Raw genomic sequence first — 19,238 nt, 5'->3', positions numbered from 1 at the left:
CTCCTCTCTCAGCTGAGGCCGGGGATGAACTGGACGATCAGGTCGATCAGCTTGATGCCGACGAACGGCACCACCAGACCGCCGAAGCCGTAGATCCCGATGTTGCGGCGCAGCAGGGAACTTGCGTCGGAGGGACGGTACTTGACGCCGCGCAGGGCGAGCGGGATGAGGCCGACGATGACCAGGGCGTTGAAGACGATCGCCGAGGTGATCGCGGACTGGGGGCTGTGCAGGCCCATGATGTTGAGGTGGCTCAGGCCCGGGTACACGCCGGCGAACATCGCGGGGATGATCGCGAAGTACTTGGCCACGTCGTTGGCGATGGAGAAGGTGGTCAGCGCGCCGCGGGTGATGAGCAGCTGCTTGCCGATCTCGACGATCTCGATCAGCTTGGTGGGGTTGGAGTCCAGGTCGACCATGTTGCCGGCCTCCTTGGCCGCCATGGTCCCGGTGTTCATCGCGACGCCGACGTCGGCCTGGGCGAGGGCGGGGGCGTCGTTGGTGCCGTCGCCGGTCATCGCGACCAGCTTGCCGCCCTCCTGCTCCTTCTTGATCAGGGCCATCTTGTCCTCGGGCGTGGCCTCGGCGAGGAAGTCGTCGACACCGGCCTCCTCCGCGATCGCCTTGGCGGTCAGCGGGTTGTCGCCCGTGATCATGATGGTCTTGATGCCCATCCGGCGCAGCTCGTCGAACCGCTCCCGCATGCCCTCCTTGACCACGTCCTTGAGGTGGATGACACCCAGGACCTTGGCGGGGGCGGAGCCGGTCTTGGTGGCGACGACCAGCGGGGTGCCGCCGGCCGCGGAGATGCCGTCGACCAGGGCGGAGACCTCGTCGCCGACCGAACCGCCGTTCTCGGTCACCCAGTTGGTGACCGCGCCGGCCGCGCCCTTGCGGACCTGGTGCACTCCCCCGGCCTCGTCGAGGTCGACGCCCGACATCCGGGTCTGGGCGGTGAACGGCACCCAGGTGGCGTGGGTCAACTCGCCCTGGGCGCGGGCCCGCAGACCGTACTCGGTCTTGGCGAGGACCACGATCGAGCGGCCCTCCGGCGTCTCGTCCGCGAGGGAGGAGAGCTGCGCGGCACCGGCCAGTTCGTCGGTGGCCACACCCGGGGCGGGCAGGAACTCGGCGGCCTGGCGGTTGCCCAGGGTGATGGTGCCGGTCTTGTCGAGCAGCAGGGTGTTGACGTCACCGGCGGCCTCGACGGCCCGCCCGGACATCGCCAGCACGTTGCGCTGCACCAGCCGGTCCATGCCGGCGATGCCGATCGCGGAGAGCAGCGCGCCGATGGTGGTCGGGATGAGCGCCACGATCAGGGCGACCAGCACGATCATCGACTGCGGGGCGCCCGCGTAGGTGGCCATCGGCTGGAGCGTGACGACCGCGACCAGGAAGACGATGGTCAGCGAGGCCAGCAGGATGTTGAGCGCGATCTCGTTCGGCGTCTTCTGCCGGGCGGCGCCCTCGACCAGGGCGATCATCCGGTCGATGAAGGACTTGCCGGGCTCCGAGGCGATCTTCACCACGATCCGGTCGGACAGCACCTTGGTGCCGCCGGTCACCGCGGACCGGTCGCCGCCGGACTCGCGGATCACCGGCGCGGACTCGCCGGTGATCGCCGACTCGTCCACCGAGGCGACACCCTCGACGACGTCGCCGTCACCGGGGATGACCTGACCGGCCTCCACGACGACGTGGTCGCCGAGTCGCAGGGCCGTGCCCGGCACCTCCTCCTCGTGCTGCGTGGCGGGCCAGTCGGTGAGCCGGCGGGCGACGCTCTCGGTCTTGGTCTTGCGCAGGGTGTCGGCCTGGGCCTTGCCGCGCCCCTCGGCGACGGCCTCGGCCAGGTTGGCGAAGACCGTGGTCAGCCAGAGCCACACCGTGATGCACCAGGCGAACACGGACGGGTCGGCTATCGCGGCGATCGTGGTGACCACCGAGCCCACCTCGACCACGAACATCACCGGGTTCTTGACCATCACCCGGGGATCGAGCTTCTTCACCGCGTCCGGCAGGGACGCGACGATCAGCTTCGGGTCGAGGAGGCCGCTGGCCACTCTGTGCGGCGCGGTGGGCTCGGCCTCGGTGTCGGCCGGCGCGGGGTTGAGCGTGGAGGTGGACATCAGGAGGTGAGACCTTCCGCGATCGGCCCGAGAGCCAGGGCCGGGAAGTAGGTGAGGCCGACGACGATCAGGATCACGCCCGACAGCAGGCCCACGAACAGCGGCTTGTGAGTGGGCAGGGTGCCCGGGGTGGCCGGGACCGGCTGCTGCTGGGCGAGCGAGCCGGCCAGCGCCAGCACGAACACGATCGGCAGCAGGCGACCGAAGATCATCGCCAGGCCCAGCGCCGTGTCGTACCAGTCGGTGTTGACGGTGATGCCGCCGAACGCCGAGCCGTTGTTGTTCGCGGCGGAGGTGAAGGCGTACAGCACCTCGGAGAAGCCGTGGGCACCCGAGTTGAGCATCCCGGCCCGCTCACCCGGCAGCGCCATCGCCACACCCGTGCCGACCAGCACGATCGTCGGGGTGGTGAGGATGTACAGCGAGGCGAACTTCATCTCCCGGCCGCCGAGCTTCTTGCCCAGGTACTCGGGGGTGCGGCCGACCATCAGGCCCGCGACGAACACCGCGACGATCGCCAGCACCAGCATCCCGTACAGACCGGAACCGGTACCGCCCGGCGCGATCTCGCCCAGCATCATGTTGAAGACCGTGATGCCGCCGCCGAACGGCGTGAACGAGTCGTGGAAGGAATTCACCGCGCCCGTCGAGGTCAGCGTCGTCGACGCCGCGAACAGACCGGAGGCGGCGATGCCGAACCGCTGCTCCTTGCCCTCCATCGCCGCACCCGCGGCCTGCAGGGCACTGCCCGAGTGCTGCGACTCGGCGAAGGTGAGCAGGGCGGTCGAGGCGACCCAGAACAGGCCCATCACGGCGACGATCGCGTAGCCCTGGCGGTTGTCGCCGACCATCCGGCCGAAGGTCCGGGGCAGCGCGAACGGGATCACCAGCAGCAGGAAGACCTCGACCAGGTTCGAGAAGCCGTTCGGGTTCTCGAAGGGGTGGGCCGAGTTGGCGTTGAAGAAGCCGCCGCCGTTGGTGCCCAGCAGCTTGATGACCTCCTGCGAGGCCACCGGCCCGCCCGGGATCTTCTGCACGTCACCCGCGAGGCTGGTCACCTCGTGGAAGCCGTGGAAGTTCTGGATCACGCCGGAGGCGGCCAGGACCAGGGCGAAGACGATCGAGATCGGCAGCAGCAGCCGCAGGTTGATCCGGACCAGGTCCACCCAGAAGTTGCCCAGCCGGTCCGTCCGGTTCCGGGTGAAGCCCCGGATCAGCGCCGCCACGACGGCGATGCCGACGGCCGCGGAGACGAAGTTCTGCACCGCCAGGCCCGCCATCTGCACCAGGTGGCCCATCGCGGACTCGCCGCCGTAGGACTGCCAGTTGGTGTTGGCGACGAAGGAGATCGCGGTGTTCCAGGCCTGGTGACCCGCCATCTGCGGGACACCCAGGTTCAGCAGCAGGTAGCCCTGGAGCCGGATCAGGCCGTACAGGAAGAGGACGGAGACCGCCGAGAAGGCCAGCACCGAGCGCAGGTACACCGGCCAGCGCTGATCGGCGTCACCGTCGACGCCGATCACCTTGTAGATGCCGCGCTCGGCTCTGAGGTGCCTCGGGGTGGTGAGGATCCTGGCGATGTAGTCGCCGAGGGGGCGGTAGCACAGGGCCAGCGCGCCGACGAGGGCGAGGGCCTGCATCCAGCCCGCGAGAGTGGAGCTCATGTCAGAACTTCTCCGGGTAGATCAGCGCGACGACGAGGTAGCCGACGAGGGCGACGGCCACGATCAGGCCTGCGATGTTCTCGGCACTCATGCGGCCACCTCGCTGCGCTCGCTGGGCGCTGAGCGCAACACGCGCCCCTTGATGGTTCGTTCGCTGCGCTCACTCACAGCTTCTCCACCCCCCGCGCGATCAGGGCGATGACGGCGAACACGGCGACCGTGACACCGACGTAGATGAGATCGGACATGGGCTCCACCAGCGTGGTTCGGGAGATGCCGCGGGCGGGCCGAAGGGCTCGCGCGGCGCCGGCGGACGACCGGCAGATGCAGCAAACCAGCCGTCAGAGGCGCGTTATCGGGCCCTGACGCCCTCCATACGGGTGACGGCGCCGCGTTGACGCGACCTTGACGCGAACGGGTGGTGGGACGGCGAACGGCCCCGGACGGCAGCTGCCGTCCGGGGCCGTTCACGGGGGTGACCGGGGCCGTTCGCGGGGCTCCTCCGGTGGTCACCTTCGCCGGTCACACCCGCTGGTCACATCCGCTGGTCACATCCGCTGGTCACATCCGCATCCGGAGCCGGCAGACCACCGCGTCGGTGTGCCGGCGCAGGGCGCGGTCGATCACGGCGCCGCGCCGGTTCTGCAGCGCCCGCTGCCACCAGCGCGCGGGCTCCACCTCGGGGATCAGCACGGTCAGCCGGTCGTAGGCGTGCTCCGCCCCGAGCTCGTTGACGAAGGCGGCGATCGGCCGCCCCAGCCGCCGGTGGTCGTCCGGGATCTCCACCAGCGGCACGCCCGGCTGCCAGAGCTCCCAGTCCCGGCGCAGCGCCTCGGCCGCGGTCGGCTCGTGCACCACCGTCACCGCCATGACCTCGTCGCCGAGCGAGAGCGCCGCCGACAGGCCGTCCCGGGTGAGCCGGGTGATCGCCGTCACCGGGACGACGACCAGGCTGCGCTGCCTGGTCACCGGGCCGGGCACCCGGCCCAGCTCCAGCCGCTCGCCGATCCGCCGGTAGCTGCGGTGGACCGCCTCGAACAGCACCACCAGCAGCGGCAGGGCCACCACGATGCCCCAGGCGCCCTCGGTGAACTTGGTACCGGTGACGACCAGCGCCGCGACGCCGGTGAGCAGCGCGCCGAAGCCGTTCAGCGCGGCCTTCCACCGCCAGCCGGCCGGGCGGTGCAGCCGCCAGTGCCGGACCATGCCGACCTGGCAGATCGTGAAGCCGACGAACACGCCGATCGAGAACAGCGGCACCAGGCTGTTGACGTCGCCGCCGGAGCAGGCCAGCAGCACCGCCGACACCGCGGCCAGGAACAGCACGCCGTACCGGTACACCTGGCGGTCGGCGCGCAGCGCGAAGACGTGCGGGAGGTGGTTGTCCCGGGCGAGCAGGTCGAGCAGCACCGGCAGCCCGCCGAAGGAGGTGTTGGCGGCCAGACCGAGCAGCACCACGGTGGCGAACTGGACGACGTAGAAGCCGGCGCCGTGGCCGAGCGAGGCGTCGGCGAGCTGGGCGAGCACGGTGACGCCCTCCACCGGCTGGAGGTGGAAGCGCCCGATCAGCACGGCCAGCCCGATCAGCATCACGCCGAGCAGGGCGCCCAGCGCGACCTCGGTGTGCTGCGCCCGCCTGACCCGCGGGGTGCGGAAGGAGGGGACGGCGTTGGCCACCGCCTCCACGCCGGTCAGCGCGGAGCAGCCGGCCGCGAAAGCCTTGAGCAGCAGCAGCGCCCCGACGGCGGTGGCGTTCTCGGCGAGCACCGAGGCGTGCCCGGCGGCGGCCACGGTGCTGGCCGGGGCGGACCGGAACAGGCCGACCACGATGATCGCCATGACGGCGAGGACGAACACGGCCGTCGGCACCATGAACCAGCGCGCCGACTCGGCTATCCCCCGCAGATTCACCGCGGTGACCAGGGCCAGCACGCCCAGGCAGAGCAAGACCCGCTGGCCGTACAGACCCGGTGCGGCCGAGGTCAGCGCGGCCACGCCGGCGGTGACCGAGACCGCGACGTTCAGGATGTAGTCGATCACCAGGGAGGCGGCCGCGGTCAGCGCCGTCCGGCGGCCCAGGTGCGCCTTGGCGACCGCGTAGGCGCCGCCGCCGTCCGGGAAGGCCGCGATCACCTGCCGGTAGGAGGCGACCAGCACCGCCAGCAGCACCGCGATCGCCGCAGTGACCGGCAGCGTGAAGCCCAGCCCGTACGCCCCGGCGGCGGCCAGCACCAGGACGATCGACTCCGGCCCGTACGCGACCGAGGCCATGGCGTCCAGCGAGAGCGCCGCCAGTCCGCCGAGCGCGCTGAGCCGGTGCCGCTCGTCGCCCGTACCGGTATCCGGCGGCTCGGGTTCGGCCGTGACGGCCGGGGTGGTGATGGCGCTGGACATCGGACGGAACCTCCGCGGTCGGTAGTTGCTCCGATCCTGCGGTCCGCGCTCCTGTCGCTCCCCCGGCCCCTACGCGTTCCTGACGCGGCCACGAGCGGCTTTGACGGGCCCTTGACGCACGTCGCCGCCCCGCGGGGAGGGGCTGTTGGCGGGGGTGGGCGAGCCGGTTGTCCCGGCGGTCGCCGGTTGGGAAGACGATCAGCTCAGTCGAAGGACTCCCACCCCCGGCCACCCACTCTGCTGCCTCTAGAACGTAATTGCAAGCAATGTGCAATAACTACCCCCGGCCGCGCCCCCAGTCGGCCCGGGACGGGACAAAGCAAAACAGCCCCTGATCTGCGTTTCCGCAGATCAGGGGCTGTTCTCTATCCTGTGGCTGGTGCAGGGTTCGAACCTGCGTAGCTTGCGCGACAGATTTACAGTCTGCTCCCTTTGGCCGCTCGGGCAACCAGCCAGGATCTTCGCCGACCGGGGTGTTCGCCCCGTTCGACGTGGTAAACCATACCCGATGCCGGGGGGTGCTTCGCCACTCGATAGATCACGCGATGATCAAGGAGAACGGCGTGGTCGCCGCGGGCGGGGGCGGGGTGGCGCTGGATAGGCTTGGGCGGCGGGCGCCCCGGTGGGGCGGACCGTGCCAGTGAAGCCAGAGCATCAAGGAGACCAACACCCATGGCCGACTCCAGTTTCGACATCGTCTCGAAGGTCGAGTGGCAGGAGGTCGACAACGCGATCAACCAGACCTCCCGCGAGATCGCCACGCGCTTCGACTTCAAGGGCGTCGGCGGCGAGATCAGCCGCTCCGGCGAGAAGATCGAGATGAAGGCCAACGGCGAGGAGCGCGTGCGCGCCATCCTCGACGTGCTGCAGACGAAGTTCGTCAAGCGCGGCCTGTCGCTGAAGGCTCTGGACGCCGCCGAGCCGCAGCTCTCCGGCAAGGAGTACAAGATCTTCGCCGACGTCAAGGAGGGCATCACCACGGAGGACGCGAAGAAGGTCGCGAAGATCATCCGTGACGAGGGCCCCAAGGGCGTCAAGGCCCAGGTCCAGGGCGACGAGCTGCGCGTCAGCTCGAAGAGCCGCGACGACCTCCAGGCCGTGCAGGCCCTGCTCAAGGGCAAGGACCTGGACTTCGCGCTCCAGTTCGTGAACTACCGCTGATCACGGACCTCCCCGGATCGTGCCCCGCCGCCGGCTCCCCGGTCGGCGGGACGAACGGCGCGGCCCCGCTCCCGGTTTCGGGAGCGGGGCCGTTCGCGTCCACGGACCGTCCGTGTCGACGGACCGTCCGTGTCGACGGGCTGTCCGTGTCGACGGGGTCAGCCGGCGGCGGGGTGGGCCCGGGCCGCCGCGGTGAGGACTTGGGCCTGGGCGCGGAGGGAGTCGAGCCGCTCCTGCAGGCTCGCGGCCGGACCGGGCAGCTTGGGCGGGGTCGGCGCCACCGCCGGCGGGGCCGGGAGCTGGCCGATCAGGCCTTGCAGGACGGCCTGCAGGGTGGCGACCAGTTGCTGGACCACGCCGAGGTCGGGAACGGCGGAGGTCACCGTCGACAGCAGGCCGGTGACCAGCTTGACGATGTCGCCGACCGCCCCGAGCGCGGCGCCCGGATCCGGTACGGAGGGCGTGGCCGGCAGCGCCGGCAGGCCGGTCACGGGAGGCAGGGCGGGCACCGCCGGGTCGGCGACGGTCGGATCGGTGACGGCCGGGTCGGTGACGGCCGGGAGGGTCGACGGCGCCGCGGCGGTGGGGTCCGCGGGCCGGGCGGGCAGGGCTGGCAGGGCGGACAGGGCTGCGGGGAGGCCCGGGAGACCGGGGACGGACACGGTGGTACGGGCGGCCGCGGCTCCATGGCCGGCGGCAGTGGCGGACGCCGTGGCGACCGTGGTCAGCGCGAAGGCTGCGGTCAGCACGACGACCATCCGGGTGGCACGCATGGGTACTGCTTCCTCTCACTGTGGATCAGGCGAGATCGCCTGACTCACACCGTCGGCCAGGCGCCCGGACGCAGCCACCGCACGTACGCCGAACGTGCGCGGGCTCAGTCGTCGGCGACCCAGTCCCCGGTGCCGCGGCGGGCGCCCAGGCCGACCGAGTCGAACTCGTCGGCCCGGCCCTCCGCGGTGTGCGCGCCGATCCGGCGCAGGGCGCGGGAGATCGGGGCGCCCTCGGCGGGCGCGGGCTCGAACTCGCCGATGGTGAGCGGCCCAAGGACGATCCGGCCGTCCTCCCAGACCGCGGCCCGCTGGGTGCCGCTGCCGCCGAAGTACTCGGCCTCCACACAGGCGATCGGCCCCGCCTTCGACCAGGCGGCCAGCCGGAGTTCGAAGCCGTCCGAGTGCCAGCCGAACCCGGCCCCGCCCGCCGGTTTTCGCACGCTGCCGTCGCCCTGGAGCGCGGCGAGGACCCCGGAGGTGACCGGGATCAGCGCCAGCCCCTGTGCCAACGGCACCACCCGGGCCGCCGGAACCTCCGCCGCCGCCACCCGCAGCAGCTCCAATGTTCCTATCAGCGCCTGGAGTTCGTAGGACATGCCGGACATGGTGTCCCACCGCACCGACACACGGCCCGAAATTTATGATTCCGTGCCCGGCCGGAGACCGTAGAGCAGGCTGACCACCGTCAAATGCCGCACCGCGGCCGGGAATGCCCGCCAATCGCGGCCGCGAAGGTCCGGCCGCGGGGCCGGTCACCCGCTCGGGCGCGGGCCGAGTGCGGAGGCCCCGGCATCCGGGTGGACTGGCCCGGTACGACCCAGAAGACCCCGGTACAACCCGGAAGACCCCGGTACGACCCGGAAGGCCCCGGTACGACCCGGCCGGGTCACGGCCGGACGGGCGGTACGACGGCCTCGCCGGCCGATTCCGACGTTCTTACCATCCGGTCATACTTCACCCAGAGTCCTCCAAGTTTGACTTGCTATTTTCGGTGCACATGACCAAGACCCTCCCTCCGGCCGCGCCCCCCGTGCGAGCCGGACAACCGCGCCCGGTGCCCCCGCCCCGCCCCCGCGTGACGGGCTGGTCGAGACTCCGGTACCTGGCCTGGCCGTGCTACGCGTCCGGCTTCCTCTGGTTCCTGCGCACCGAGGGCCTCCCCTCGGCCAACGACGTGCTGTTCCTCTGGCTGATCGGCGCGCTGCTCACCGCTGCCGTGCACAGCGGGCACGGCCCCCGCGGCTTCCTCCTGGTGCTGCGCGACTGGGTGCCGGTGATGGCCGTGGTGTGGTCGTACTCGCTGCTGCGCGGCTACGGCGCGCACACCCCGTGGGCCCCGCACTGGCTGCCGCAGCTGCGCTTCGACGAGGCGCTCGGCTTCGGCGAGACGTGGACCGTCCGGCTCCAGCACGCCCTCTACACCCCCGGCTCGCCGCACTGGTACGACTACGCGGCGGTGGGGGTCTACCTGTCGCACTTCTTCGTGGTCTTCCTGCTGCTCGCCGTGCTCTGGCGGCGCACGCACCACCGGTTCCGGCAGCTGCTCGCCTGCTACCTGACGCTCACCTTCGCGGGCTTCGCCACCTACCTGCTCTACCCGGCCGACCCGCCCTGGCTGGTCGCCCAGGAGGGCAACCTGCCGCACCTGTCCCGGGTGGTCTGGGAGGTGATCTCGGCGAGCGGACTGCCGCAGGCCGACTCGCTGCTGGAGAACGGCAGCCAGTTCGCCAACGACGTCGCCGCGATGCCCTCGCTGCACTCCGCCTACCCGGCGATGCTGCTGTTCTTCTTCTGGCCCACCGCCCGGCCCTGGCTGCGCGCGGTGCTGGTCGCCTATCCGCTCGCGATGACGTTCACCCTGGTCTACGGCGCGGAGCACTTCATCATCGACGTCTTCGTCGGCTGGGCGTACGCGGCCGTCGTGGTGTTCGGCCTGCGGTGGCTGCGCGGCCGCCGTACGGCGCCGGCGAGGGGCACGGCAGACTTGGCCCGGTGAAGCCGCAGACACCGATCAAGTCTCAGACAGCGACCGAGTCGCCGACGCCGGTGAAGCCGCCGACGCCTCTGAAGCCCACCGCCGAACAGCTGCTGGCCGCCAAGGACACCACCATCCCGGACGTCACCGGGCCCGGGCTGCGGGTGCTGTTCTGCGGCATCAACCCGGGCCTGTGGTCCGGCGCCACCGGGCACCACTTCGCCCGCCCCGGCAACCGCTTCTGGCCCGCGCTGCACCGCTCCGGCTTCACCGAGCGCCAGTACCGCCCGGACGAGCAGGACCTGCTGCCCGCGCTCGGTCTCGGCATCACCAACGTCGCCCCGCGCACCACCGCCAAGGCGGACGAGCTGACCGCCGAGGAGCTGCGCGAGGGCGGCGCCGCGCTCCGCGACCGGGTGCTGCGGCTGCGTCCGCGGGTCCTGGCCGTGCTCGGCATCGGCGCCTACCGGACGGCCTTCGGGCAGCGGCGGGCCGTGGTCGGGCGCCAGCCGGAGGGCATCGGCGACACCGAGGTGTGGGTGCTGCCCAACCCCAGCGGCCTCAACGCGCACTACACCCTGGACGCGCTCGCCGGGGAGTTCCGCACGCTCCGGGAAGCCGTGGCGGACGGCGAGGGCGCGGGCGCGGGCGACGGCGAGGACGCGGACGAGAGCTGACCCGCCACCGGCCGCGCCGCCGGCCGCGCGGCGGGTGCCAGCCCCGCCGGCAGCCGGACCTCGCGCAGCTCGCGGATCAGCGCCCGCACCGCGGCCGTCCCGGCCAGCTCGGGCGTGGTGACGTACCCGACGAGGCGGCTGGGCGGGCGCGGCCCGAGGTCGGTGACGGCGAGCCCGGTCGGGGCGCCGAGCAGGGCCGTCCGGGGCATGATCGCCATGCCGAGGCCCTGGGCGACCAGCGAGAGGGCCACCGTGTCGTCCTCCACGTCCACGGTCGCGGGCGGGATCCAGTCCTGCCGCTGCCACCAGTCCCGGGTGTACGAGCCGCAGTTCTCGTCCCAGTCGACCAGCGGGAGCTCGCGCGGCGCCGGGTGGCCCTGCGGGTGCGCGAGCGCGTACGACTCCTCGTACAGCCGCACCGCGACCAGGCCCGGGACGGGCGGCGGGCCGTCGGCGTCCAGGGTGGCCAGCCCGAGGTCGGCGCGGCCGTCGGCGACCTCCCCGGCGGTGCCGCGGCCGATCTCCCGGACGATCCGGACGCGGGTGGCGAGCCCGGGGTGGCGCTCGGCGAGCCCGGCCAGGACGGGCGGCAGCAGGTGGGCGGCGGCGCTGCGGAAGGCGGTGATCCGCAGGGTGCCGGTGAGCGGCCCGTCCGTCCCGGCGCCGCGCACCTCGGGGCCCATGGCGTCCAGCAGCCGTAGGATCCGGCGGGCGTACGCCACCGCGCGGGCGCCGGCCTCGGTGGGGCGTGCGCCGTGGCGCCCGCGGGCGAAGAGCACCGCTCCGAGCTTCCCCTCGCAGGCGCGCACGGCGTGCGAGACGGCGGACTGGCTGGTGCCCAGGCGCGTGGCGGCCGCCGTGAAGCTCTGCTCCTCGTCGACGGCGACCAGGATCCGCAGCTCGTGCGGGGCGAGATCGGTCATGCGCCGAATCTAGCCCCTGGCACGTCGATCCATCGATCCTGCTCATGGAAGCCGCCGTTCCATCGACCGCGGCCCCTGCCCGGACGCTCCCCCGCTTCCTACGGTGATCACGTCCCGCCCGTCCTCAACCGTCCGGAGCGCCCGATGTCCCGCCCCACCGCCCGCGCCGTCCACCTGGTCTCCCGCCCCGCCGGCGCGCCGACCTCCGAGAACTTCGCCTTCGTCGAGGAGTCCCTCCCGGCGCTCGCGGCGGGCGAGGTCCTGGTCGAGAACCTCTACCAGTCCGTCGACCCGTACATGCGCGAGGAGATGGACGAGGGCGGCTGGGAGCTGCACGCCCCGCTGGAGGGCCGCACCCTCGGCCGGGTGGTGGAGTCCCGGGCCGACGCCCTGCCGGTCGGAGCGGTCATCCTCCACCGCCAGGCCTGGCGCACCCACTCGGTGGTCACCGCCGAGGGCGCCTTCCTGCTGCCCGAGTTCGCCGGGGTCCCGCTCAGCGCCCACCTGTCGGTGCTCGGCGGCACCGGCCTGTCCGCCTGGGTCGGCCTGACCAGGATCGCCCGGCTCCAGCCCGGCGAGACGCTGTTCGTCTCGGCGGCCGCCGGCGGCGTCGGCACCGCCGCCGGACAGCTCGCCCGGCTGCTCGGCGCCGGACGGATCATCGGCAGCACCGGCACCGCCGCCAAGGCCGCCCGCCTCACCGAGCACCTCGGCTTCGACGCCGCCTTCGACTACCACGACGGCCCGATCGCGGACCGCCTGCGCGAGGCCGCCCCCGACGGGCTGCACGTCTACCTCGACAACGTCGGCGGTGACCACCTGGAGGCGGCCATCGACGTCCTGCGCGACCACGGCCGGATCGCCTGGTGCGGCGCCGTCGCCCAGTACAACCGCCCGCAGGACCCGCCGCCCGCGCCGCGCAACCTCTTCGACGTGGTCGGCAAGAGCGTGCGGCTGGAGGGCTTCCTGGTCCGCAACCACATCGACGCCCGGCCCGAGCTGTACGACTTCCTCGTCCCGCACCTGCGCTCGGGCGCCGTCGTCCCGGACGAGACCGTCGTGGACGGCTTCGACCACGTGGTGGACGCGTTCCTGGGCATGCTGCGCGGCGCCAACACCGGCAAGATGCTGGTCAAGATCGCCGACTGAGCCGTCCGACGACGGGGCCTGGCCGTGCTGCGGGCTCACCCCGGCAGCACGGCCAGGTCGAGGGCAGCGAGCCGCGCCGGATCGGCGACCACCTCGTAGCCGGTCACCCGGCCGTCCGCGACCGCCATCCGCAGCACCAGCCGCAGCCGCCCGCCCGGGGCGATCAGGATGCCGGGCACCCCGTCCACCAGCGCCACCGCGCCGAACCGGGCCCGGCGGCCGAAGACCGTGGTCTCCCGGGCGACCGTCGCCGCGCCCCGGGCCACCGGGGAACGGCCGGGCGGCAGTGCGGCCGGGTCGGCCCGGCGCACCACGTCCGGGGCGAGGACCGCCAGCAGCCCGGCCAGGTCACCGTCCCGGGCTGCGGCCAGGAAGGCCTCCACCACCCGCCGGTGCCCGGCCAGCGGCTCCGGGGGCAGCGCGGCCGTGCCCCGCACCCGCTGCCGGGCGCGGCTGGCCAGCTTCTTGGCGGCCACCCGGGTCCGCCCGACGATCGGCGCGATCTGCTCGAAGGGCACCGCGAAGCCGTCGTGCAGCACGAAGGCGACCCGCTCGGCCGGGCCCAGCCGGTCCAGCACCACGAGCAGCGCCCGGCCCACCGACTCGACCAGCAGCGCCTCCCGCTCCGGGTCCGCACCGCCGCCCGCCGCGTCCGGGAGCGGCTCGTCGGTCGGCTCCTCCCGACGCGCGGCACGGGCCCGCAGCAGGTCCAGGCAGATCCGGGAGACCACCGTGGTCAGCCAGCCGGGCAGGTTGTCGATCTCCGCCGGGTCGGTCCGGACCAGCCGCAGCCAGGCCTCCTGCACCGCGTCCTCGGCCTCGCCCGTCGACCCGAGCATCCGCCGGGCGACGGCGCGCAGCCGCCCGCGCTCGGCCTCGAAGCGCACCGCCGACGCCTCCGCCGACCCCGGCCCGGACGCCGCTCGACCGAACGTCGCGCCACCGGTGATCGCATCACCAGTGGTCGTTCCCGAAATCCCGTCCCGGTCCATCGGTCACCTTTCCTCGGCCCGGCTCGTCACCGCTATGACGATCCGTCCTCCCCCGAGGTGACCAGGAGACCGAAATGACCTCAGCCACGCTGCTCCACCTGGACTCCAGCATCAGCCCGGCCGGCTCGGTCAGCCGCGCGCTGACCGGCCGCTTCGCCGCCGCCTGGCGCGCCCGGCACGGCGCCGCCGCCGAACACCGGTACCGCGACCTCGCCGCCGACCCGGTGCCCGCGATCCGCGCCGGCTACGACGCCCTCGGCCGGCGGAGCGAACGCAAGGGCCCGCTGCCGCCGGCAGACGTCGCCGCCCTGGCCGAGAACCCGGACGAGGCCCGCGAGTGGGCGCTCAGCCGCCCGCTGATCGAGGAGCTGCGGGCCGCCGACACCGTGCTGCTCGGCAGCCCGATGTACAACTTCACCGTCTCGACCGGCCTCAAGGCGTGGATCGACCGGGTCTCCTTCCCCGGCGCCTACCTCGACCCGGACACCGGCGACCGGCTGCTGCGCGACACCCGCGTGGTGGTCGTCGCCGTCCGCGGCGGCGGCTACGGGCCGGGCACCCCGCGCGAGCACTTCGACTTCCAACTTCCCTACCTGCGGGCGTACTTCGGCACCCTCGGGGTCACGGCGGAGCACCTGCACGTGGTCACCGCCGAGCTCACCCGGGCCGCGGACGTCCCGGCGCTGAACGGCCTGGAACCGCTCGCCGCCGAGTCCCTGGCGGCGGCCGAGGCCCGGTTGGACGCCTTGGCCGCGGCGGTGTGACACCCGACGGCGGAACGGACGACAGGCCCTGTGACGCCCGACGGAGACCCGGCGGCCCTACAGCGGGGTGACGGCCTTCAGCACCACCAGCAGCGCCACGGCGGCGTTGAGCGCGCACAGCGCCGACGCCGCCGTGCCGATCGCGGCGACCATCGCCGCCAGGCCCGCCGGTGTCGTGGCCGGCGGCCAGTTGCGGGAGGTCGGCACCGGCCCGAGCAGCGCGGCGACCCGGCGCGGCACCGGCCCAACGGCGGCGGTCGGGGCGGCGAAGGCCGCGAAGCCCGGCGCCGGGGCGGCGTGCGAGACCAGGGCTGCCCGGGCCACCGCCCGCGCGGTGATCCGGCGGTCCCCGACGGCCTGCGCCGAGTCCTCGTCCGCCCACCGCTCCGCGCTGTAGGCCACCGCGTTCTGCAGCGGCCGCAGGAAGGGGTTGACGCAGGCGGCGAGCTGGGTGGTCAGCAGGTACCGGTGGTGGCGGTGGCGCAGGTGCGCCCGCTCGTGCGCGAGCAGCGCCTCCCGTTCGTCCGCCGCCAGGCCGTCCAGCATCCCGGTGGAGACCACCACCCGCCCGGGCGAGCCGGGCAGCGCGTAGGCGTACGGGCTGCTGTCCGGCAGTACCGCGAGGTCGCCGGCCGGCCCCTGCCCCGCGGGCAGTCCGGACAGCGCCCGCCGGGCCCGGGCCCGTACCCGCAGGTGCCGGACGACGGTCCGGGCGCAGGCGGTGCCGACCAGGGCCAGCAGCCACATCGCGGCCGTGCCGACCGTCTCGTGGTACGGCAGCGCGGCCCGCACCTCCGGGTCGGACCAGCTGTCCGGCAGCGGGTTGCCGGGGATCTGCGCGGTGCCGACCACGCCGATCAGCCCGAGGCAGAGCACGCTGCAGACGGCCAGCACCGCGCTGATCACCGTCATCAGCCGGGCGGCGCCGCGCGGGTGCAGGTGCTGCTCGGTCAGGCGCGCGATCGGGACCGCGGTGAGCGGCAGGACGAGCGGGAGGAAGACGAAGAGGCCCACGGGTCAGCTCTCACGGTCGGTCGCTGCCGGATCGGCGGACGCGGCGTCGAGCAGTGTCCGCAGCAGTTCCTCGTCGTGCGGCAGCAGCGCGGTGACGAAGCTGGCCAGGACGGCGTCCCGGTCCGCCTCGCCGTCGAGCATCCGGCGCATCCGCAGCGCCGCCAGCCCGGCGGCGTCGGAGGAGGCCTGCCACAGGTAGGAGCGGCCGGAGCGGCTCCGGGAGACGGCGTTCTTGGCGTGCAGCCGGCTCAGGATGGTCATCACCGTGGTGTACGCCAGGTCGCCCTCCAGGCGTTCCTGGACCCACCCCGCGGTGGCCGGGCCGGGCGCCCGCTGGAGCACCGCCAGCACCTGCGCCTCCAGTTCGCCCTGGCCGCGTCGGCGGGCCGGCGCGTCCCCGGTCGTAGGGGCGTGCCCCTCGTCTGCCATGGCGGCCCACTCCCTCCGGATGCCGCGCCCGGACAACCGGGCGCGCCTTCATCCTAACGAGCGGGGCTCCGCGCCGACCCGCCCGGCGCAAGGGTTCGGGGCGCACCCGGAACCGCCGCCCGGCCGCCTCCGGCGGTGCCCGCGCCCGTCACCCGGACGGGCGCGGACCGGTTGCCCGGCCGCACCGCCCGACGGACGGTCGGAGACGTACGACCGTTCGAGTGCGGCCGACCTCCGGAGGAGCCCATGAGCAGGCCTACCAGCCCCGCCAACTCCGGGTGGGTGACCGGCGGCGTGATGTTCGCCGGCGTGGTGATGATGCTCAACGGCGTCCTCGACGTCTTCCGGGGCATCATGGCCATCGCCCAGGACGACGTCTTCGTCAGCACCCCGCAGTACGTCTTCCGGTTCAGCCTCACCGGCTGGGGCTGGATCCACCTGATCATCGGTCTGCTGCTCGCCGTGACCGGCTGGTTCGTGGCCTCGGGCGCGGCCTGGGCCCGGGGCGTGGGCGTCGGCCTCGCCGTGCTGAGCGCGGTGGAGAGCTTCCTGGCGCTCCCGTACTACCCGCTGTGGGGCATCGTCGTGATCGCGCTGGACGTCTTCGTCATCTGGGCGCTCTGCGTCTACCGGCCCGAGCCGGCCTGACCCGGCCTTACCCGGCCTGACCCAGACCGCCCTGACCCGCCCCAGCGTTACCCGGCCCGCCCCGCCCTGACCGCCCTGACCCGCCCCAGCGTTACCCGGCCCGCCCCGTCCTGACCCGCCCGCGCCGGGATTCAGGTCCGGGCCCGCTGGGTCACCGCGATGCAGACCAGCACCACCACCGCGGTGACCGGCGCGGCGGCCGGCAGCTCCTCACCGAGCAGCAGCACCGACCACACCAGTGTCAGCAGCGGCTGCCCGAGCTGCAGCTGACTCGCCCTCGGCACGCCGATCGCGGCCATCCCCCGGTACCAGAGCACGAAGCCGCCGAACTGCGAGACCGCCGCGATGTACGCCAGTCCGGCCAGCGCCTTCGGCCCGATCCGCACCGGCTCGGCCGCCAGCCCGCACCCGGCGGTCACCAGCATCACCGGCAGCGCGACCACCACCGCCCAGGCGATCACCTGGGCGCCCGGGAGGTCCCGGGAGAGCCGGCCGCCCTCCGCGTACCCGGCCGCGCAGACCACCACCCCGACGAAGAGGAAGAGGTCGGCGGCGCTCGGCCGGCCGTGGCTCTGCAGCAGGGTGAAGGCGAGGACGGCCGCCGCCCCCGCCAGCGCCGCCGTCCAGAACGCCCGGGACGGCCGGCGGCCCGTACGCACCGCCGAGAACACCGCGGTGGCCAGCGGCAGCATGCCGATCACCACCGCCGAGTGCGCGGTCGAGGAGGTCCGCAGGGCGAGCGTGGTCAGCAGCGGGAAGCCGAGCACGCAGCCGCCGGAGACCATCAGCAGGGCGGGCCAGTGCCGCCGCGTCGGCGGCGTGGCGCCGGAGGCCAGCAGGTAGAGCGCGGCCAGCACCCCGGCCAGGACGCCGCGCAGCCCGGTCGAGGACCACGGGCCGAAGCCCTCCAGGGACCACGCGGTGGCCGGGAAGCTGAGCGAGAAGGACGCCACCCCGAGGGCCGCGAGGACGGTACCGGAGGCCGTACCGCGCCCGGAGGCCGTACCACGCTGCAGTGCTATCGCCGAGGGGAGGGTAGCGCTATCTTGTGTCGTCATGAACGAGCGTAGCAGTGTGACCGAACTCGCCGATACCCTGCGGCGGGAGGTCGAGCGCTACCCCGAAGGACGAAAGCTGCCCGCCAGCCGGGTCCTGATGGAACGCCACCAGGTCAGCCCGGTCACGGTCTCCCGGGCCATCGCGGTGCTCGTCGCCGAAGGACTGGTGGTCTCCCGGCCCGGCGCCGGGGTCTTCCGGGCGGCCGCCTTCGCCGCGGCCCCGGCCGCCCCCGCCGCACCGTCCGGCCGCAGCGGCGACCTCTCCTGGCAGGAGGTCGCGCTCAGCGCCGACACCGGCCCCCGCGACCTGTTCGCCGCCCCGGTCCTCGCCACCCTCCGGGTGCCGCCGCCCGACGTCATCGACCTCAACAGCGGCTACCCGCACGCCTCACTGCTGCCCGAACGCCTGCTCGCCACCTCCCTCGCCCGGGCCGGCCGACGCCCCGGCGCCTGGGACCGCCCGCCCGTCGACGGCCTCACCGAACTGCGCGGCTGGTTCGCCCGCGACATCGGCGGCCACGGCGGGCCGATCGGGGTCGGGGACGTCCTGATCACCTCCGGCGGGCAGGGCGGTCTCACCGTCGCCATGCGCTCGCTGGCCTCCCCCGGCTCGCCGGTCCTGGTCGAGTCGCCGACGTACTCCGGCATCCTGGCCGTCGTCCGGGCCGCCGGGCTGCGGCCCGTCCCCGTCCCGGTCGACGCCGACGGCGTCCGCACCGACCTGCTCGCCGACGCCTTCGCGGCCACCCGGGCGCGGGTCTTCGTCTGCCAGCCGCTGTTCCAGAACCCCACCGGCGCGGTGCTCTCCCCCGCCCGGCGGGAGGAGGTCCTGCGGATCGCCCGCGCGGCCGGAGCCTTCGTGGTCGAGGACGACTTCGCCCGGCTGCTGCTCCACGCGGACGCCCCGGCGCTCCCCCGCCCGCTCGCCGCCGACGACCGGGACGGCGTCGTCGTGCACCTGCGCTCGCTCACCAAGGCCGCCTCCCCCAACCTGCGGGTCGGCGCCCTCACCGCCCGCGGCCCGGCCCTCGCCCGGCTGCGGTCCACCCAGGTGGTGGACAGCTTCTTCGTGCCCCGGCCGCTCCAGGAGGCGACGCTGGAACTGGTCTCCGACCCCGCCTGGGCCCGTCACCTGCGCACCCTCGGCGCCGAACTGCGCGACCGCCGCACCGCCGCCGTCGCCGCCCTCCACCGCGAACTGCCCGGCTTCCTCACCATCCACCGCCCCGGCGGCTACCACCTCTGGCTGCGCCTGCCCGACGGCACCGACGACGGCGCCGTCACCGCCGCCGCCCTGCGCAACGGCGTCCAGGTCACCCCCGGCCGCCCCTACCACGCCGCCGAACCCCCGGCCCCGCACCTCCGGCTCAGCTACGCCGCCGCCGAAAGCCCCGCCCAGGTGGTCGACGGCATCCACCGCCTCCGCCTGGCGTACGAGGAAGCCACCGCCTGAACAGCCCCACCCAGTGCCCGCGCCCAGCTCCCGTCCGA

General features: G+C 73.6%; 18 protein-coding genes and 1 tRNA gene. 7 read left to right on the top strand and 12 right to left on the bottom strand.

Going from position 1 to position 19,238, the window contains the following annotated elements; translation table 11 throughout:
- Nucleotides 1–8: 8 nt before the first annotated feature.
- The 5 genes from kdpB to ACYP53_RS11325 all read right to left on the bottom strand — a co-directional run bounded on the left by kdpB (nt 9) and on the right by ACYP53_RS11325 (nt 6,638).
- The gene (kdpB, locus tag ACYP53_RS11345) at nt 9–2,126 is read right to left on the bottom strand and encodes a potassium-transporting ATPase subunit KdpB (RefSeq protein ID WP_189916018.1); all 2,118 of its coding nucleotides are present in this window, start codon (nt 2,124–2,126) and stop codon (nt 9–11) included.
- Nucleotides 2,126–3,790: a potassium-transporting ATPase subunit KdpA gene (gene kdpA / locus ACYP53_RS11340; protein WP_459647324.1), complete on the bottom strand. Its 1,665-nt coding sequence runs from the start codon at nt 3,788–3,790 to the stop codon at nt 2,126–2,128. Before kdpA ends, kdpB begins: the two co-directional genes overlap by 1 nt.
- Nucleotide 3,791: 1 nt before the next feature.
- Nucleotides 3,792–3,881 (bottom strand): K(+)-transporting ATPase subunit F, encoded by a 90-nt coding sequence (kdpF, locus tag ACYP53_RS11335; RefSeq protein WP_097237446.1) that lies wholly within the window; start codon nt 3,879–3,881, stop codon nt 3,792–3,794.
- A 470-nt stretch (nt 3,882–4,351) separates the two neighbouring features.
- Complete coding sequence (locus tag ACYP53_RS11330; RefSeq protein WP_459647323.1) at nt 4,352–6,184, bottom strand: APC family permease; 1,833 nt, start codon at nt 6,182–6,184, stop codon at nt 4,352–4,354.
- A gap of 373 nt (nt 6,185–6,557) precedes the next feature.
- Nucleotides 6,558–6,638, bottom strand: a tRNA-Tyr gene (locus ACYP53_RS11325).
- A 218-nt stretch (nt 6,639–6,856) separates the two neighbouring features.
- On the opposite strand from ACYP53_RS11325, the gene ACYP53_RS11320 reads away from it, so the two are divergent.
- Nucleotides 6,857–7,345 carry a YajQ family cyclic di-GMP-binding protein gene (locus tag ACYP53_RS11320; RefSeq protein WP_189916015.1) on the top strand — a complete coding sequence of 163 codons (489 nt, stop codon included), beginning with the start codon at nt 6,857–6,859 and terminating at the stop codon, nt 7,343–7,345.
- Between the two features lie 158 nt (nt 7,346–7,503).
- Here the strand turns inward: ACYP53_RS11320 and ACYP53_RS11315 are convergent, their stop codons facing one another.
- Nucleotides 7,504–8,118, bottom strand: coding sequence for a hypothetical protein (locus ACYP53_RS11315; protein WP_459647322.1), 615 nt, complete (start codon nt 8,116–8,118; stop codon nt 7,504–7,506).
- A 104-nt stretch (nt 8,119–8,222) separates the two neighbouring features.
- Nucleotides 8,223–8,714: a hypothetical protein gene (locus ACYP53_RS11310; protein ID WP_459647321.1), complete on the bottom strand. Its 492-nt coding sequence runs from the start codon at nt 8,712–8,714 to the stop codon at nt 8,223–8,225.
- 401 nt (nt 8,715–9,115) lie between these two features.
- Here ACYP53_RS11310 and ACYP53_RS11305 point away from each other — a divergent pair, with 401 nt between their 5' ends.
- Both ACYP53_RS11305 and mug read left to right on the top strand, forming a co-directional pair.
- A complete protein-coding gene (locus tag ACYP53_RS11305) occupies nt 9,116–10,114 on the top strand; it encodes a phosphatase PAP2 family protein (RefSeq protein ID WP_459647320.1) in 999 nt (332 codons plus the stop codon).
- 68 nt (nt 10,115–10,182) lie between these two features.
- The gene (gene mug, locus ACYP53_RS11300; RefSeq protein ID WP_459647968.1) at nt 10,183–10,770 is read left to right on the top strand and encodes a G/U mismatch-specific DNA glycosylase; all 588 of its coding nucleotides are present in this window, start codon (nt 10,183–10,185) and stop codon (nt 10,768–10,770) included.
- Here mug and ACYP53_RS11295 read toward each other — a convergent pair.
- Nucleotides 10,665–11,693: a LysR family transcriptional regulator gene (locus ACYP53_RS11295; RefSeq protein WP_459647319.1), complete on the bottom strand. Its 1,029-nt coding sequence runs from the start codon at nt 11,691–11,693 to the stop codon at nt 10,665–10,667. The genes mug and ACYP53_RS11295 overlap by 106 nt on opposite strands.
- 144 nt (nt 11,694–11,837) lie before the next feature.
- Between ACYP53_RS11295 and ACYP53_RS11290 the strand changes: the two genes are divergently transcribed.
- Nucleotides 11,838–12,842 (top strand): NADP-dependent oxidoreductase, encoded by a 1,005-nt coding sequence (locus ACYP53_RS11290; RefSeq protein ID WP_459647318.1) that lies wholly within the window; start codon nt 11,838–11,840, stop codon nt 12,840–12,842.
- 35 nt (nt 12,843–12,877) lie between these two features.
- On the opposite strand, the gene ACYP53_RS11285 is transcribed toward ACYP53_RS11290, so the two are convergent.
- Nucleotides 12,878–13,729, bottom strand: coding sequence for a sigma-70 family RNA polymerase sigma factor (locus ACYP53_RS11285; protein ID WP_459647317.1), 852 nt, complete (start codon nt 13,727–13,729; stop codon nt 12,878–12,880).
- Nucleotides 13,730–13,908: 179 nt separating this feature from the next.
- Between ACYP53_RS11285 and ACYP53_RS11280 the strand changes: the two genes are divergently transcribed.
- The gene (locus tag ACYP53_RS11280) at nt 13,909–14,598 is read left to right on the top strand and encodes an FMN-dependent NADH-azoreductase (RefSeq protein ID WP_189916007.1); all 690 of its coding nucleotides are present in this window, start codon (nt 13,909–13,911) and stop codon (nt 14,596–14,598) included.
- A gap of 57 nt (nt 14,599–14,655) precedes the next feature.
- Here ACYP53_RS11280 and ACYP53_RS11275 read toward each other — a convergent pair whose 3' ends face one another.
- Nucleotides 14,656–15,612, bottom strand: coding sequence for a M48 family metalloprotease (locus ACYP53_RS11275; protein WP_459647316.1), 957 nt, complete (start codon nt 15,610–15,612; stop codon nt 14,656–14,658).
- A gap of 3 nt (nt 15,613–15,615) precedes the next feature.
- The gene (locus tag ACYP53_RS11270; RefSeq protein WP_189916005.1) at nt 15,616–16,041 is read right to left on the bottom strand and encodes a BlaI/MecI/CopY family transcriptional regulator; all 426 of its coding nucleotides are present in this window, start codon (nt 16,039–16,041) and stop codon (nt 15,616–15,618) included.
- Nucleotides 16,042–16,287: 246 nt separating this feature from the next.
- Between ACYP53_RS11270 and ACYP53_RS11265 the strand changes: the two genes are divergently transcribed.
- On the top strand, nt 16,288–16,689 hold the full coding sequence (locus ACYP53_RS11265) for a DUF7144 family membrane protein (RefSeq protein ID WP_459647315.1): 402 nt from the start codon (nt 16,288–16,290) through the stop codon (nt 16,687–16,689).
- Between the two features lie 131 nt (nt 16,690–16,820).
- On the opposite strand, the gene ACYP53_RS11260 is transcribed toward ACYP53_RS11265, so the two are convergent.
- Complete coding sequence (locus tag ACYP53_RS11260; protein ID WP_459647314.1) at nt 16,821–17,747, bottom strand: DMT family transporter; 927 nt, start codon at nt 17,745–17,747, stop codon at nt 16,821–16,823.
- Between ACYP53_RS11260 and ACYP53_RS11255 the strand changes: the two genes are divergently transcribed.
- Nucleotides 17,746–19,200 (top strand): aminotransferase-like domain-containing protein, encoded by a 1,455-nt coding sequence (locus ACYP53_RS11255; protein ID WP_189916002.1) that lies wholly within the window; start codon nt 17,746–17,748, stop codon nt 19,198–19,200. The genes ACYP53_RS11260 and ACYP53_RS11255 overlap by 2 nt on opposite strands.
- Nucleotides 19,201–19,238 lie beyond the last annotated feature (38 nt).

It is taken from the genome of Kitasatospora sp. Ki12, from assembly GCF_054601375.1.
The sequence above is the reverse complement of the archived record's forward strand: the minus strand, read 5'-3'. Positions and strand labels throughout refer to the sequence as shown.